This is a genomic window from Nocardia sp. NPDC127579 (genome assembly GCF_042672005.1).
Taxonomy (GTDB): domain Bacteria; phylum Actinomycetota; class Actinomycetes; order Mycobacteriales; family Mycobacteriaceae; genus Nocardia.
In genome coordinates this window covers 766,156-780,651 of the sequence record NZ_JBHXVZ010000001.1, presented here as the reverse complement: position 1 = coordinate 780,651, position 14,496 = coordinate 766,156, and the positions used below count along the sequence as shown (strand labels likewise).

General features: G+C 68.5%; 16 protein-coding genes. 7 read left to right on the top strand and 9 right to left on the bottom strand.

Annotation, left to right across the window (positions count from 1 at the left end; all coding sequences use genetic code 11):
• The first annotated feature begins 164 nt into the window (after nt 1-164).
• A complete protein-coding gene (locus tag ACFVMC_RS03010) occupies nt 165-353 on the top strand; it encodes a hypothetical protein (RefSeq protein ID WP_209884268.1) in 189 nt (62 codons plus the stop codon).
• An 85-nt stretch (nt 354-438) separates the two neighbouring features.
• Here ACFVMC_RS03010 and ACFVMC_RS03005 read toward each other — a convergent pair whose 3' ends face one another.
• Together ACFVMC_RS03005 and ACFVMC_RS03000 are read right to left on the bottom strand one after the other, a co-directional pair.
• Nucleotides 439-1,053 (bottom strand): resuscitation-promoting factor Rpf1 domain-containing protein, encoded by a 615-nt coding sequence (locus ACFVMC_RS03005; RefSeq protein WP_379206333.1) that lies wholly within the window; start codon nt 1,051-1,053, stop codon nt 439-441.
• 382 nt (nt 1,054-1,435) lie between these two features.
• Nucleotides 1,436-1,666, bottom strand: coding sequence for a hypothetical protein (locus tag ACFVMC_RS03000; RefSeq protein ID WP_379206332.1), 231 nt, complete (start codon nt 1,664-1,666; stop codon nt 1,436-1,438).
• Nucleotides 1,667-1,823: 157 nt separating this feature from the next.
• Between ACFVMC_RS03000 and ACFVMC_RS02995 the strand changes: the two genes are divergently transcribed.
• Complete coding sequence (locus tag ACFVMC_RS02995; protein WP_379207782.1) at nt 1,824-2,246, top strand: cold-shock protein; 423 nt, start codon at nt 1,824-1,826, stop codon at nt 2,244-2,246.
• On the opposite strand, the gene ACFVMC_RS02990 is transcribed toward ACFVMC_RS02995, so the two are convergent.
• The gene (locus ACFVMC_RS02990; protein WP_379206330.1) at nt 2,243-2,578 is read right to left on the bottom strand and encodes a MerR family transcriptional regulator; all 336 of its coding nucleotides are present in this window, start codon (nt 2,576-2,578) and stop codon (nt 2,243-2,245) included. The two genes, ACFVMC_RS02995 and ACFVMC_RS02990, sit on opposite strands and share 4 nt — an antisense overlap.
• Between ACFVMC_RS02990 and ACFVMC_RS02985 the strand changes: the two genes are divergently transcribed.
• Nucleotides 2,579-2,854: an alpha/beta fold hydrolase gene (locus ACFVMC_RS02985; RefSeq protein WP_379206328.1), complete on the top strand. Its 276-nt coding sequence runs from the start codon at nt 2,579-2,581 to the stop codon at nt 2,852-2,854.
• Here the strand turns inward: ACFVMC_RS02985 and ACFVMC_RS02980 are convergent.
• Genes ACFVMC_RS02980 through ACFVMC_RS02970 form a run of 3 tightly spaced genes read right to left on the bottom strand, consistent with a single transcriptional unit; the run spans nt 2,841 to nt 6,084 of the window.
• Nucleotides 2,841-3,416, bottom strand: coding sequence for a DUF2771 domain-containing protein (locus ACFVMC_RS02980; protein WP_379206326.1), 576 nt, complete (start codon nt 3,414-3,416; stop codon nt 2,841-2,843). The two genes, ACFVMC_RS02985 and ACFVMC_RS02980, sit on opposite strands and share 14 nt — an antisense overlap.
• A gap of 7 nt (nt 3,417-3,423) precedes the next feature.
• Nucleotides 3,424-5,265: an MFS transporter gene (locus tag ACFVMC_RS02975; protein WP_379206324.1), complete on the bottom strand. Its 1,842-nt coding sequence runs from the start codon at nt 5,263-5,265 to the stop codon at nt 3,424-3,426.
• Between the two features lie 45 nt (nt 5,266-5,310).
• Nucleotides 5,311-6,084 (bottom strand): glutaminyl-peptide cyclotransferase, encoded by a 774-nt coding sequence (locus ACFVMC_RS02970; RefSeq protein ID WP_379206322.1) that lies wholly within the window; start codon nt 6,082-6,084, stop codon nt 5,311-5,313.
• Nucleotides 6,085-6,155: 71 nt separating this feature from the next.
• Here ACFVMC_RS02970 and ACFVMC_RS02965 point away from each other — a divergent pair, with 71 nt between their 5' ends.
• Both ACFVMC_RS02965 and ACFVMC_RS02960 read left to right on the top strand, forming a co-directional pair.
• A complete protein-coding gene (locus tag ACFVMC_RS02965; RefSeq protein WP_379206321.1) occupies nt 6,156-7,445 on the top strand; it encodes a DUF3027 domain-containing protein in 1,290 nt (429 codons plus the stop codon).
• Between the two features lie 41 nt (nt 7,446-7,486).
• Nucleotides 7,487-10,522, top strand: a complete 3,036-nt coding sequence (locus tag ACFVMC_RS02960; protein WP_379206319.1) for a sacsin N-terminal ATP-binding-like domain-containing protein — start codon at nt 7,487-7,489, stop codon at nt 10,520-10,522.
• Here the strand turns inward: ACFVMC_RS02960 and ACFVMC_RS02955 are convergent.
• A complete protein-coding gene (locus tag ACFVMC_RS02955; protein WP_379206317.1) occupies nt 10,504-11,124 on the bottom strand; it encodes a TetR/AcrR family transcriptional regulator in 621 nt (206 codons plus the stop codon). The genes ACFVMC_RS02960 and ACFVMC_RS02955 overlap by 19 nt on opposite strands.
• Nucleotides 11,125-11,252: 128 nt before the next feature.
• Here ACFVMC_RS02955 and ACFVMC_RS02950 point away from each other — a divergent pair, with 128 nt between their 5' ends.
• Nucleotides 11,253-13,289, top strand: a complete 2,037-nt coding sequence (locus ACFVMC_RS02950) for a neutral/alkaline ceramidase (protein WP_379206315.1) — start codon at nt 11,253-11,255, stop codon at nt 13,287-13,289.
• Here the strand turns inward: ACFVMC_RS02950 and ACFVMC_RS02945 are convergent.
• The gene (locus ACFVMC_RS02945) at nt 13,286-13,525 is read right to left on the bottom strand and encodes a DUF2530 domain-containing protein (RefSeq protein ID WP_379206314.1); all 240 of its coding nucleotides are present in this window, start codon (nt 13,523-13,525) and stop codon (nt 13,286-13,288) included. The genes ACFVMC_RS02950 and ACFVMC_RS02945 overlap by 4 nt on opposite strands.
• Nucleotides 13,526-13,642: 117 nt before the next feature.
• On the opposite strand from ACFVMC_RS02945, the gene ACFVMC_RS02940 reads away from it, so the two are divergent.
• A complete protein-coding gene (locus ACFVMC_RS02940) occupies nt 13,643-14,074 on the top strand; it encodes a MarR family winged helix-turn-helix transcriptional regulator (RefSeq protein ID WP_379207781.1) in 432 nt (143 codons plus the stop codon).
• 2 nt (nt 14,075-14,076) lie between these two features.
• Here ACFVMC_RS02940 and ACFVMC_RS02935 read toward each other — a convergent pair whose 3' ends face one another.
• The gene (locus tag ACFVMC_RS02935; RefSeq protein WP_379206312.1) at nt 14,077-14,478 is read right to left on the bottom strand and encodes a YccF domain-containing protein; all 402 of its coding nucleotides are present in this window, start codon (nt 14,476-14,478) and stop codon (nt 14,077-14,079) included.
• Nucleotides 14,479-14,496 lie beyond the last annotated feature (18 nt).

Genomic DNA, 14,496 nt, shown 5'->3' with positions numbered 1-14,496 from the left:
CTCCAGCAGCGCTACGAGTTGGGCATCGGTCCGGGCACCGAGCCACTCCGCCAGAGAACTAACGCTCAGCTGTTCCGCCTCCCGTTCGTGCGAGATCAGTCGTTACCGACATTAGCTGCGATCCCCGAGCCGCACATGGTGGGGTCTTTCGCTAGCATGTGGCGGTGGTGAACAAATCGAAGAAACCGTATGTCGACAATGGCTGGCCCAAGCTGGCCGAGGGTGACCACGCCGTCACCGAACTCTCGTCGACCCGCTCCGGTGGACTTTCGCCGTTCGGCGAGGACACCGAGTTTCCGGTCCCGGCCGAGCAGCTGCCGTACATGCACCCGCACACGGTGATCAATCGGTGAATTTCCGGGCTGGAAAGCCTCACGCACGAACAAGGCCCCCGCATCGGCTCTGATGCGGGGGCCTTGTTGTATGACGAACCTCGGGTCAGGAGGGGAGCAGTCCCTTGTTCGCCTCGTAGAAGTTCACGATCGCGGGATCGAGCTTGGCTCCATTGCCCTTGGCGGCGTTGAAGAAGTCGAGTGCGGGCTGCGGGATCTGCACGCCCTGCTGCTGCACCAGCGCGACCGCGCGGTCGACGGCCTGGTAGATCTCCTGGTCGCTCGGAGCCTGTACCTGGGCGGGGTTCCACTGCGGCAGCGAGGGCTCGGCGGGGACATCGCGCTGCGTCGGGGCGCTGCGCAGACCGAGGGATGAGGAGCAGGAGGGCCAAGCGCCCCAACCCTGCGAGGCGAGCACCTTCTCGGCGACGGCGATCTGCTCTTCGCGGCTCGCCTGGTAGGCGGTGGGCGCGTATTCCTGACCGCCGTGCGCGTTCCAGGTGCTGGGGGAGAACTGGAGACCGCCGTGGAATCCGTTGCCGGTGTTGATGCCCCAGTTGCCGCCGGCTTCACACTGTGCGAGGCGATCCCAGTCGGAGTCGGGTGCCGCGCTGGCGTTTCCGGCCAGGGCCACGCCCGCGGTGCCGAAGATGGCGCCGGTGACGGCGACCTTGGCTACGGTGCGGCCGGTGGAGGTCGGCTTGCGATGGCGTCCACTCATATCCGGTGTCTTCCTCTCGTCCGCACCTGCGAGGCGTCTTGTCAGATCCAGCGCTCGGAAACGGACTGAGAGGTCGTCCGTACCGCCCTCACCCCTGTTCCAGTCGGGGTCCGGTACCCGCGGGGTGAGGCTCGGTGCGGCGGGCCGGTGGTGCCGGGGTGCCCCGGCTGAAATAGACGGTACGACGATCGCCGCGAAAAATCACTATTTGATAACCGGCGTGTATGTGCTGGTCTCGAGTCGGGGTGTGCGTGGGTGAAAGTGCTTCTGCGCAGCTAGAAGCCGTCCGAATCGTCCCGTAACGATCCGATGCCGCCCCGTGACCGCTCCGTTATGTGATCAGGATCACATCTGAGGTTCGGTAACGGAGGTCCCGGGTAACTCACCGGGCCCGACGGCCCGACCAGAGCGCGTAGCCCACGCCGAGAATGAATCCGAGCGGTGCGAGCATCGCGGCCAGATACAGCCACAGCCCCGCGGAGCCGTCCGTGAGGATCGGCGTCAGGAAAATGCCGATGATCGCCAGCAACCCGAGCGCGAACAGCCCGAGCGCGATCTGGAGAAACCCGAAGCGCCGGGGGCGTCCGGGCTGCGGAGCGGAAGGGTTTGTCACAAGTCGACCGTAAAACTGGTGTGCCAGGGGCATACCCACCGGGGTAGACTCTGTGACAATCGCGTCCTACAGGCTTGTGGGGCGCGTTCTTTTCGCAAGCAGAAAATTTGCTCGGGCCGTTGGGGTTCCGAGTGTCGATGATGAACGGGTGAGCGCAGTGCCGACCGGCAGGGTGAAGTGGTACGACGTCGAAAAGGGCTTCGGCTTCCTTTCCCAGGACGAGGGTGAGGACGTCTATGTCCGGTCGTCGGCATTGCCGCAGGGCATCGAATCCCTGAAGCCGGGCCAGCGGGTCGAATTCGGTATGGCCGCCGGCCGCCGGGGACCGCAGGCCCTGAGCCTGAAGCTGCTGGAAGCACCCCCGTCGGTCCGGGGGCAGGAACGCGAGCGCGCCCCCCGCAAGGACCCGGCCACCCCGCGCCGCACCCCCGACGAACTGCACGGCATGGTCGAGGACATGATCACGCTGCTGGAAACGAAGGTGCAGCCGGACCTGCGCAAGGGCAAGTACCCGGATCGCAAGATGGCCCAGCGCATCTCGGAGGTCGTCCGGGCCGTCGCCCGCGAACTCGACCACTAGGCCAGCGGCAACTCGATCAACGCGGCCCGCCGCCGGGTCAACTCCGAGATCTGGCGGTCCAGCCGGGTCAGATTCGCGTCGAGAACGGAGCGGGTCCGGTCACAGGACTGGATACCCGCGTCCGTGGCGCAAGGCAGCAGCTCCCGGATCGACCGTGTCGGCAGGCCGGTATCCAGTAGCGTCCTGATCCGGCGTACCCGCTCGGGCGCCTGGTCGTCGTAGCGTCGATAGCCGTTCGAATCCCGCTGCGGCACCAGCAGTTCCTGCTCCTCGTAGTAGCGCAGCAGGCGGGTCGTCACACCGGTCGACCGGGACAGCTCGCCGATCAGCATGTGACCTTCCGGCATCCCGGGCGAGTGCGCCGCCTGGTGCAGACCGCAGGATTCGCGCGGGCGGACAATCGGACCCGCGCCAATCTCGAACTGTGGCAGCGATCACTGGCCGCGGGGGACCGGGAATCCTTCGCTCGCATCGCATTGCTCGCCGGGTTCATACCCGGCGCGCGGTATATCGAACTGCCGGGCGGGCACATGGTCATGGGTGAGCAGCCGCAGCGGTGGCATGCGGCCGTACTCGACTTCGTATCGGCTTCGCCTACACGGTGTTGATCGACCAGGCGGCGTGCGGCACGTAGAACTCACGGCCGGCCTGGTTCTTGGCCAGAATCGGCAGTTGCAGTTCGACGCCGATCAGGCGCAGTTCCGGCAGCGGCCGCGAATCGATCGTGATGGCGCGCGCACCAGCCGGATAGTTGTTGTGGCTCACCACCTTTCCGACCGGCTGACCGTCCTCGGTCGCGTACACCAGTTGCGCGACCCACGGCGCATCCGCGACCGCGTCGGGCAGCGACAGCTGCAGCGGATAGCCCGGCGGCACCTCGAGCTCGGCGGTGCGGCCCTTCTCACAGCCCGCCGCCGCACAGGGCAGGCCCTCGAACACCGTGGCCACCACGTCCTCCGGCTGCTGCGGCAGCACCTGGCAATCGCGCATGGACACCGCGCAGTACGCGAACGGGACGACATCCACGGTCTTGCCGTGCGCGTACGCGGTGAGCTTCGGCGCCTGCTTCGGCGCATCGCGGATCGCGACATACAACACACCCACGAAGGCCACGCCGACAACCAGTGTGACCGCCGCGAGCAGGGCGATGATCGTACGTCCGCTGAGCATGCGTCGCTCACTCACTGAGGGGTTCTCCAGTCGCTCGGGGGATGAATGTGGTTGTGCCGGGCACCTTCTGCTCGACATGCTGCGGACGGTTACCGCTCATGAACGGCAACAGCGTGTGGCCGCGGTAACTGAGATAGGTCTGGGTCAGGCCGAGTCCGAGTATCGCCGACACCACCGCGAATCCCTTCCACCACTCCGTCGGCAGCAGCACACCGGCCGCGCCGCCGATCACCCAGGACAGCTGCAACACCGTCTCGGACCGGCCGAAACCCGAGGCGATCGACTCGGGCGGCAGATCATCCTGGATCGCGGCGTCCAATGACACCTTCGCCAGCGCGCTCGCCCCCGAGGCGACCAGCGTCGCGATCGCCGCGCCCAGCAGGTTGTCGGTGATGATCGCCACCACCGCCACCGCGGCGCAGGCGGCCGTGCAGCCCACCACGATCAGCGACGGGCGGCCCAGTTTGAGCCGGGCGCCGGTGGCATTGCCGGTGAAATTGCCGATCGCGGCGGCGGCGCCGACGATGCCGAGCATGGTCGCCTGCTGCACCGGGCGATGCTCGGTCGCCTTCGCGACGAAGGCGACATAGAAAGTAAGGAAACCGGTCAACACCCGGATCGTGCTGTTGCCCCACAGCCCGGTGACCACCGAACGGCCGAGCGGCTGGCGCCGCCGCCGCGCGGGTACATCCGGAATCTGCTGGATGACCTCGGTGCGTTCCTGCTCACCGTGATAGCCGAGCGTGGTCGGCACCTCACCCTCGGTGACCTCCACCCAGCTCGGAATCCGCAGGCTCAGATACGTTCCGGCCAGCGCGATCAGTACGGCCAGCACGAGCGCGCCGTCCGACCCCGCGATGACCGCGGCCAGGGCTGCGATCGCGCCCGCACCGATCGTGCCGCCCACCAGACCGAACACCGTCAATCGGGAATTCGTGCGGACCAGATCGATCTCCGGCGGCAGCACGCGTGGCGTCACCGCGCTCTTGAGCACCGAGAACGACTTACTGCCGATCATCATGCACAGTGCGAGTGGATACAGCGCGACATTGTCGAACTGGAAGATCAGCAGCACCGCGACCACGGCGCGCACCGCGAACGATGTCGCCAGCGCGAGGCGGCGGCCGCGCTGCAAACGATCGAGCAGCGGGCCGATCAGCGGGGCGATCACCGCGAACGGGGCGATCGTGATCAGCAGATACAGCGCGACCTTCGACTTGCTCTCGGCTGTCGCGCTGGCGAAGAACAGGGTGTTCGCCAGCGCCACCGCTATGGCGGCGTCCAGGGCGAAGTTGGTCATGGTCGCGTAGGTGAGCGCGGTGAGCCCGGACTTGTCGGCGCCGTCGGCTTTCGCGGCTCGCTGGAACGTCGCGATGCCCTTGCCGGTCAGTTCCCGGCCGCGCATCACGGCGACCCGGGTGACGGTCAATTTGCGCGGGACGCGCTGCTGGTCCGGATCGGGCTGTGGCGCTTGGTCGTAGGACTCCGGATCCGGCTGACCGTACGGCCGGGTCGAGGGGTCCTTTCCGGGCCGCTGGCTGTACGGCTGGGTCGGCGGGTCGCTTCTGGGCGGTTGGCCGTAGGGCTGGGGCGGCGGATCCTTCCGCGGCCCCTGATCGTAAGGCTGGGTCGGAGGGTCCGGCCTCGGCTCCGGACGGTTCGGGAACACCTTGCGCGGCGGCCGCCGACCGGTCGGCCGCGCGCCGTGCTCGGGGCCCAGCGGAGGCAGCGGGGTGCGGCGGGTAGGCGGCGGATAGCGGTCGAACCCGGGATGTCGATGCACCGGAGGTTCCTCCGCGCCATCCCAGGAACCACGGTCAGGACCGGTGGGATCACGAGGAGTCGTCACCGCTCAATTCTGACTGATCGGTGCCCGGGCGTCTGTCGCCGGTCGTCACGCCGGGACGAAACGGACCTCGAAGATTGTCGGCCAGTACTTGCCGGTGATCAGGAAATGATCGGTGCCGGGCAGGTGAGCGATGCCGTTGAGTACATCGGTGTCCACGCGTTCGGCCGGGGTGAGCAGGCCCGAGGCGTCGATGACAGCGAGGACACGCCCGGAGTCCGGATCGATCCGCAGGATCTTGTCGGTCGGAAAGTGGTTGGCGTAGACCGTGCCGTCCGGTGCGCAGTCGAGCTCGTTCGGCTTGGCGCCGGGATAGCCGTCCAGGGTGACGGTGCCGGTGATCGCGAAGGTGGCCGGGTCGCGGAAGGTCAGTGTGCCGGTGCCGTCGCTCATCACCAGGCGGTCGCCGCGCAGGCACAGACCCCAGCCCTCGCCGTCGTAGCGGGTCTGTCCGCGAGCGGCCAGCGTGTCCGGGTCTCGGGCGTAGGCGACGCCGTCGCGCCAGGTCAACTGCCACAGGGTGTCGCCGGCGCGGGTGATGCCCTCGCCGAAGACCTCGCTCGGCGCGTCGGCCCGGGCCAATTCCGTGCCGCTGTCGAGAGCGGTGGCGCGCACCCACGACGCGCCCTCCCGGCCCGTGCTCTCGTACAACACTCCCTCATGCACCTCGAGCCCCTGGGTGAAGGCACGCGAGTCGTGCGGACGGGTGCCGATCACCTCGACGCGAAGGGCCGGTGGGGCGTCGTCGGCGCGCGCACACCCGCTCGTCGTGAGCAGGCAGAGCAGAACAGCGGCGGCCAACGAACGCGGATTGCGTTCCATACGGCAAAATGTAGGCCGTGAGCGCAGTTTCTGTTTCGGACCCCGGTGTAGAGCGTGTGTTGGCTGACGCCGTGGACGTGGCTCGGCGTGCGCTCCTGGAGCTGGAGCCCTCCGCGGTCGGCGGCCATCTCGGTGTGTCGTTCGAGGACGAGAGCGCGGCGACACACCGCTTCGAAGCCACGCTGCCCGGCTATCGCGGCTGGCAGTGGGCGGTCGTAGTGGCCGCGCCGCCCGGCGCCGAATACGCGACTGTCAGCGAGTCGGCGCTGCTACCGGGCCCCGACGCCCTGGTCGCGCCCGAGTTCGTGCCGTGGGAGCAGCGGGTCCGCCCCGGCGATCTGGCGCCCGGTGATCTGCTCGCCCCGCCCCCGAACGATCCGCGCTTGGTCCCCGGCTATGTGGCGACCGGTGATCCGGTGGTCGACGAGGTCGCCTTCGAGGTCGGTCTCGGCCGCAGCAAGGTGCTCAGCCTGGAGGGCCGCGCCGAAGCCGCCGACCGCTGGTACGCCGAATTCGGCCCCGACACCGACATGGCCAAGGCCGCCCCCGCCACCTGCGGCCTCTGCGGTTTCTACCTGCCGCTGGCCGGCGCCATGCGTGCCGCCTTCGGCGTCTGCGCCAACACCATGGGCGCCGACGGCCGCGTCGTCCACACCGAATACGGTTGCGGCGCCCACTCCGACGTAGAACCCCCCACCGGCCAGGGCTCCCCCCTCTACGAGGCCTACGACGACGCCGCCTTCGACGTCATCCCGCCCGAAGAACTCCGCAAACCGGAACCTGAGACAGCGCCGGAGTCGGAGACCGCGGCTCCTGAAGCCAGCCTCTCGTCTGAGGCCGGTGACACAACCCTCGCCGCGCCGACGGCAGCTTCCGGCGCTACCGATTCGTCTACGGCCCCGGAACCCCATGTCGAGGCCATCGCTACCACCGCTACCGAGCACACAGCTCCGGGCATCGAGGCCGTCGCTTCCGAGCCGTCGTCCGAAACCACGCCCGAACCGCGCCAGTCGCAGACGGATACGGCCGACACGGCTGTGGCTGCGCCCCTTCCGGATACGAGCGCTGCTGACTCCGCGGGCGAATCCGAGGCGGATGCGTCGATGATCTCGACATCCACGGAGGCAACCGAGCACCGTGCCGAATCGGCTGGGCATGGCACGGAGTCCGGTGCCGCTGAAGGTGGTAGCGAGAACGGTGTCGGTCCGGCGGATGCCGGTGGGGTGGTGAGTGTGCGGCCCAAGGGGGAGTTGGCAGTGCCGGAGGGTGCTGCCGAACCCGAGGCCGACGATGCGGTGACGTTCGTGGCCGATGGTCAGGGTGAGGTTGTGGTCGAGGAGTCCGGGTCATCGCGGAGCTGAACGGCGGGGACCCGTTCGACAGTGCGGGGCTGCGCGCCGGAGTGCTGGCCGCATGGCGGGATTCGCCGACCAGACTGCGGGAGGACGCCGCCACCGAGGCGGATCTCGTCAGTGCGGGCTACCGCGACAGGGTGCTCACCGAGCTGGCACAGAACGCGGCGGACGCGGCGAATAAGGCCGGTGTACCGGGCCGCCTGACCGTACGCCTCGACGGGCGCGTCCTGTCGATCGCCAATACCGGTGCGCCCCTGGATCTCTCGGGCGTCCACGCCCTGACCGCCCTGCGCGCCTCCGGCAAAGCCGACCCCGGCGCCGTCGGCCGCTTCGGCGTCGGTTTCACCGCCGTTCTGTCGGTCAGCGACGACATAGAGATCCGCTCGACCACCGGCTCCCTGCACTTCTCCCGCCAGCGCACCCTGAACGCCCTGCACGACAACAATATCCACATCCCCGGTGCAGGACCCGTATCGCCACCTCACACTACCGTTGAGCCACAACAAGATCCGCGCCTGTCGCCTCCGGGGGGCGCGACCGCGGTCCCCGGCAACGCAGGGTTCGCGGTTTCGGCCGACACCGCTGCCGACGATTCGCCTGTGCGCAGCGGTGTCGAGCGGCAAGCGGACTCGCCGCGGGGCGGTTTCGACCCGCCGGTGTTGCGGCTGGTGTGGCCGAGTTCGGGTGCGCCGTGTGCGGGTGCGGATACCGAGGTCGTGTTGCGGCTGCGGGATGACGCGGACGCTGATGAGCTGTTGGCGGTGATGCGTGCTGAGGCCGCGGAGTTGCTCGTGGAGTTGCCCGCCCTGCGGAGTATTCGGATTGCCGGGGACGAATTCGGCAGTGCGGTACGGGAGCTCGGTGGCGGGTTGCAGGAGCTGCGTGTCGACGGGGCGGGCGAGTCTCGGGTCTGGTGGCAGTATCGAACCGAGCGGGCGCGCTGGCTGCTGCCGGTGCGGGCCGGGCGGCCCGTCCCTGCCGGAGACGATGTCTTGCGGGCACCCACCCGTTCCGATGAGGAACTGTCCCTGCCCGCCCTCCTGATCGCCGACGTCCCGATGCAACCGGACCGCCGCCGCCTGCTGCCCGGCGCACGAATCGCCGAATTGGTCAGTGGCTACGGTGATTTCGCGCGCGCCCTGCCGCCTCGCGACCGCCTGGTGCTCGTCCCGGCGCCGGCTTTCGCGCGCAGCGAAGCCGACGCCCTGCTGCGCGAAGCCGTGACCCGGGAGCTGCGCACCACCGCCTGGCTCCCCGTGCTCAGCGGCACGGCCCCGGATGACCTGGCCGACCAGTTGTCGGCGAGCGCCGCCCCCGATTCCGCGCTGCCGGATGAAGGCGGCTTGCCACAGGACCGCCTCGCGTCGGCGGATCGGGGCTCCGCCGATATCGGCTCCGATTCCGCGCCGCCGGACGAAGCCGGCTGGTCCGGAGAGCAGTCTGTGCCCACGCGGGCGAGCGTATTCGCCGGTCTGACAGCGGAATTGGCTGAGCTGCTGGCGGATGTGGCCGGGCCGCTGGTGGTTCCGGAGTTGTCCGGTCCCGGGCAGGTCGAAGCGCTGGCCGTGCTGGATGTGCATCGGCTGGGGTTGGCGCGGTTGGCCGAGCTGTCGGGCGGTTTGGAGCGGGAGCCGGGGTGGTGGCGGCGGCTGTACGAGGCGTTGGAGCCGTGCACGGCGGATCCGCTTGCGGCGGAGGAGCTGGGGGCGCTGGCGGTGCCGTTGGCGGACGGCCGGCTGGTGACCGGGCCGCGCACGGTGCTGCTGGATGACCAGTTGACGGTGCCGATTCCGGTGCATTGGGCGCGGCTGGTGCATCCGGAGGCGGCGCATCCGCTGCTGGCGCGGTTGGGGGCGCGGTCGGCGACGACGGAGGATCTGCTGAATGATCCTGGGCTGCAAGCGGAGTTGACGGATCGGCCGGATGACGAGGACACCCTCGACGCGGTGCTGCGCCTGGCCGCCACCGCGAACCCGGCCCTGCTGCCGCCCTGGCTGAGCATTCTCGAATTACCGGATACCGCAGGCGATTCGCGCCCCGCCGATGAACTGCTGCTGCCCGACGCCCCGCTGTATCCGCTGCTGGTCGAGGATGCGCCGCTCGGCACGCTGGATCCGGCGCTGGTGCAGGCCTACGGCGCGGAGGCGTTGCGCGCGATCGGCGTCGGCTGGGATTTCGGCATTGTCACCGAATCGGATCCGACCGGTCCGGACCACCAGCTCGACGACGAGGAGCGCTGGTGGGCGGGCCTGGCGGAGGACCCGCCGGAGCTGGCCGCGGTCCGTGATCTCGATCTGATCGACGAGATCGCCTGGCCGGACGCGTTGCACCAGTTGGTGTCCGAGCCGCGAACCCGGCGGCTGCTGGCCGACCGGGATGGTTACACGGCCTGGTGGCTGCGCCGCCACGCCCGGATCGACGGTGTTCCGCTGGGGCTGCTGCGTCATCCCGCCGACACCGAATTCGCCGGTCTGCTGGACGCTTTCGGTTTCGACGGCTTCGCTCGCGCCGATCTCGACGCGCTGCGCGCCGTGTTCGCCGACTCGACGGCGATGACCCCGGAACTGGCCTCCGCGCTGCTCGAAGCTCTGGCCGATCCGTCGAAAATGCCGACGTCCGAGTCGATTTCGCACGCGCACCGGGCGCTGGCCGCGGCTGTCGCGGCGGACCGGCTCGATCTCGCCGACCTCGCGCTACCGGACCGGGTACGCGCCCTGTCCGGCGCGGTGGTCGATCCGGCGGACGCGCTGATCCTCGATCAACCGTGGTTCGCGCTGGCGCTGCCGCCGCAACGCCTGGTGTACGGCGCCGCCGAGCACGCGAAGGCTCTTGCGGCGCTGCTGGATCTGCCGCTGGCCTCGGAGGTCGTTTCCGCTACCGTGCTCGGCGCGGGCCGTCGTGACGAGTCACTGAGGGCGGTCCTCGGCGACATGCTGCCGTGGCGGGACGGCGATCTGGTCCTGCACGACGACCTGCGGGTACAGCTCGGTGGCGCCGCCCAGGGCACCGTCGAGGTGCCCTGGTGGCGTACCGAATCCGCCACTCACGTCCGGGTTCCGCAGCGTCAGGCCGATTCCGCGTAACCGGCGACCATGTCGCTGAGCAGATCGAGCTGACCGCGGACGGCTTCGCTGTCGTTGTCGACCAGCCAGCGCAGCACCACGCCGTCGATGACCTGGAGTACGAACCGGCTCAGCGAGCCGACGGGTACGGACCACCGGGTGCCGGTGGCGTCGCGGGCGTGGTCGAGGATATCGGCGACGGTGGCGTCGTTGAACGCATATTGTTCGCGCGCGATGGCGAGTTTCGCGGGCGTTTGCTCGCCTTCGCGCAGAGCATAGGTGGTGGTTTCGTAGGTGAGCAGTTGGCGTTCGGGTGTGGCTTCGATATTGAGCCACAGAAGTTCGAGTGCGGAGCGCACCAATTTTTGAAGCGCTTCTTTTCCACTTCCGACGTCCTGCCATACTGTTTCATTGGCGTCCACGGAATCGCGTAATTCCATCGACAACGCTTTGACCAGCTCGGTCATCAGCGCGTCCTTATTTTCGAAACAGTAATGCACCACTCCGAGCGAGACCCCTGCCGCCTGTGCCACATCGCGTGTGGTCACACCGGCGACACCTTTTTTCTCGGCTAGCCCAATGGCCGCCTCGATCAGGTGGGCCCGTCGTTCTTCGACGCTCAATCGGGAGGACACCACAGGGAGTTAAGCGTCCGTGGCGCGTGCAGTCAATTCGCTGGACCGAAAAACTTGCACTGGACGATTGTCCAGTTGTGTGGTTCAGTGCATCGGAAGACTTAAGGAGTGCCCGTATGCCGTTGTCACGCAGGACCGTTCTGGCCGGATCCGTGCTGGGGTCGGCAACGCTGGCCACCGGCGCCGTTCCCGGCGTACGCGCGGCCACCGCGGCTGCCTCGGGCGGCCTGCTGGTAGGTCTCGGCATCTCCGACATCACCGGTCCCGCTGCCGAATGCGGCATGATGGGCTACTCCCAGCTGGAGCAGACCACCGCGGGCATCCACCTGCGGCCCCGGGTCCGCGCCTTCGTCATCGCCGATGGTGCCCAGCGCGTCGCCTTCGTCGTGGCCGACAACGGCATGATCTTCGGTTCCGTGCATCGCGGCGTAATGCTGGAACTCGCACGACGTTTCGGCGATCTCTACACCGAGCAGAACGTGCTGCTCACCTCCACGCACTCGCACGCCACCTGCGGTGGCTCCAGCCACGACTACGCCTACAACCTCGCGATTCTCGGTTTCCAGCAACAGGTTTACGACGCCGAGGTGACCGGAATCGTGGAGGCGATCGCCGCCGCGCACGCCGATCTGAGCCCGGCCACACTGTCCCTCGGGCGCAGCGAGTTGCACGACGCGAGCGTCAACCGGTCCCGAATCGCGTTCGACCGCAACCCCGCCGCGGATCGGGAACACTTCCCGCCCGCCGCGATCGATCCGGCGGTGACCGCGCTCTCGATCAGCAAGGGCGGCAAGCCGGTCGGCGCGATCACCTGGTTCGCCACCCACAACACCTCGATGAGCAACAAGAACCGGCTGATCAGCGGTGACAACAAGGGGTTCGCCGCGTTCACACACGAGTACACCGAGCACGGTGTCCGATACCTGGACGGTGCACCGGATTTCGTATCCGCGTTCGCGCAGACCAATGCCGGTGACATGTCGCCGAACCTGAATCTGCGTCCCACCTCGGGCCCCACCGAGGACGAGTTCGAGAACACCCGGATCATCGGCGAACGCCAGTATGCCGCCTCGAAAGCCGCACTGGCGCAGGCACGCTCGATCGACGGCACGGTCGGCGCCATGCTCTGCTACATCGATCTGGCCGATATCGCGGTCGACGGCCGCTACACCGACAGTGGGCAGCCCGGGCGTACCGCACCGGCCGCGGCCGGTGTCGCGCTGATCGCGGGCAGCGTCGAGGACGGACCGGGTCTACCCGGTGTTCCGATCCCGGAGGGCGTGCGCAATCCGCTCGTGGACGCCCTGGGTGACCCGCGCCGGCCCGCGCCCGCCTGGCTGGCCGACGCCCAGGCGCCCAAGGCGATCGTGGCCCCGCTGGGTCTGCTGCCCCCGGTGGGCTGGGTGCCCAGCGTGGTGCCGATTCAGATCATGCGAATCGGCGAGCTGTATCTGGCGGCCGCGGGTGGCGAGTTCACCATCGTGTCGGGGCTGCGGATCCGCCGGGCGGTGGCGGAGGTGCTCGGTGTCGGCCTGGAGCAGGTGCTGCTCCAGGGATACGCGAACAGCTACCACGAATACGTCACCACCCCTGAGGAATACGACGCCCAGCAGTACGAGGGCGGTTCGACCCTCTTCGGCCGCTACACCCTTCCGGCGTACGTTCAAGAATTCACCCGTCTGGCAACGGCTTTCGCGGCCCGGCAGCAGATCGCGCGCGGTCCCGCGCCGCGCGACGTCTCGGCTCTGCAACCGAATTTCGTACCCGCGCCCGGCCCGGACGCCACCCCGGCGGGCCGTGCCTTCGGTGAGGTCCTGGTGCAACCCGCCGCGGGCTACCGGCCCGGCACGCGGGCCGCGGTCGAATTCGTCTCCGCGCACCCGAAACACAACCCGCGCCGTGGCGGCACCTTCCTGGAAGTCCAGCGCCGCAACGATTCCGGCGGCTGGGAGCGGGTGGCCAACGAAGGCGAATGGGCGGTGCGCTACCACTGGAGCAAGCACGACGCCGCCGCATCGGTGGCCCGCTTCACCTGGGACATTCCGGCCGATGCGACGGGCACCCACCGCTTCGTGCACTACGCGGACAGTCTGGGCGGTGACGGCGCGCTGCATCCGTTCACCGGTGTGAGCAACGAGTTCGCCGTGGGTTAGAGGCCGGTCTGCGCGCCCTTGTCGCCCCGGCGGGCGCCCCTGCGCTGGATCAGGAAGATCGTGGTGCCGAGCAGCCCCACCGCCAGCCCCATCAGGCACACCGGCCGCGCCGACTCCCACCGCTCGCCCCCGGCCCAGACCACCACGGTCGCGACCAACCACAGCGCGCTTCCGATCGCGAGTACCGGCCGCGGATCGGTGAAGCGCGGTGGAATCTCGGGGACGTTCTGGGTCACCGGCCAAGCGTAGGCCCACTCACCGCCCGGCCACCACCCGCCACGGGTTCGCTACGCGATGCTGTGCATACCGCCCGCCCGCCCTGCACAGGTCCCGTATCGTTTGCCCTTGTGACCATGCCATCGGATGTTCGAGCCCTCGCCGGGGAGCTCTCGCTCGCCGTGGTACGGCTGACGCGACATCTGCGGGGCCGCCGCGCCGATGCTCAGATCTCGTTGACCCAGCTGTCCGCCCTGGCCACCCTGCACCGGGACGGTGCGATGACCCCGGGTGCGTTAGCCGCCAAGGAACGGGTGCAGCCGCCGTCGATGACCCGGGTGATCGCCTCGCTCACCGACCTGTCGCTGGTGGAGCGCAAACCGCACCCCACCGATGGCCGGCAGATCATCGTGTCGCTGTCCGACGCGGGCCGCGCCCTGATCGATGACGAGGCCAGCGCTCGCGAGGCCTGGATGACCGAGCAGCTCTCGCAGCTCTCCGACGAGCAACTGGCCACCCTGACCCGGGCGGTCGGCATCATGAAGCAGATCGTCACCGAGTCGGAGTAGCCCTATCGGGCGCCGAACGGCTGATCGCTGTCCACGATCTCGCGGCCGAGCGGGAACAGCGAGAGCGGAATCATCTTCAGGTTCGCCCAGCCGAACGGAATCCCGATGATCGACAGGAACAGCGGAATGCTGGTCAGCAGGTGTCCCAGTGCCAGCCACCAGCCCGCGAAAACGAACCAGATGATGTTGCCGAGCATCGACCCCGGCCGTACGCCCGGCTTCTCCACGGCGCTGCGCCCGAACGGCCACAGCGCATAGGCCGCGATCCGGAACGAGGCGATACCCCAGGGAATGGTGATGATCAGGACGCAGCAGATGACACCGGCGATCACGTAGCCGACCGCCATCCAGAATCCGGCGAAAATGAGCCAGAGGATATTGAGAATCAGCTGTATCGGCTTCATGAGGCCCAGGATACGACC

Bases quoted from the DNA above. Each gene is read 5' to 3' on its own strand.
- ACFVMC_RS03005 (WP_379206333.1), bottom strand. From the start codon at position 1,053: ATGAGTGGACGCCATCGCAAGCCGACCTCCACCGGCCGCACCGTAGCC.
- ACFVMC_RS02990 (WP_379206330.1), bottom strand. From the start codon at position 2,578: ATGCTGATCGGCGAGCTGTCCCGGTCGACCGGTGTGACGACCCGCCTG.
- ACFVMC_RS02980 (WP_379206326.1), bottom strand. From the start codon at position 3,416: ATGCTCAGCGGACGTACGATCATCGCCCTGCTCGCGGCGGTCACACTG.
- ACFVMC_RS02970 (WP_379206322.1), bottom strand. From the start codon at position 6,084: ATGGAACGCAATCCGCGTTCGTTGGCCGCCGCTGTTCTGCTCTGCCTG.
- ACFVMC_RS02950 (WP_379206315.1), top strand. From the start codon at position 11,253: ATGCCGTTGTCACGCAGGACCGTTCTGGCCGGATCCGTGCTGGGGTCG.
- ACFVMC_RS02940 (WP_379207781.1), top strand. From the start codon at position 13,643: ATGCCATCGGATGTTCGAGCCCTCGCCGGGGAGCTCTCGCTCGCCGTG.
- ACFVMC_RS02935 (WP_379206312.1), bottom strand. From the start codon at position 14,478: ATGAAGCCGATACAGCTGATTCTCAATATCCTCTGGCTCATTTTCGCC.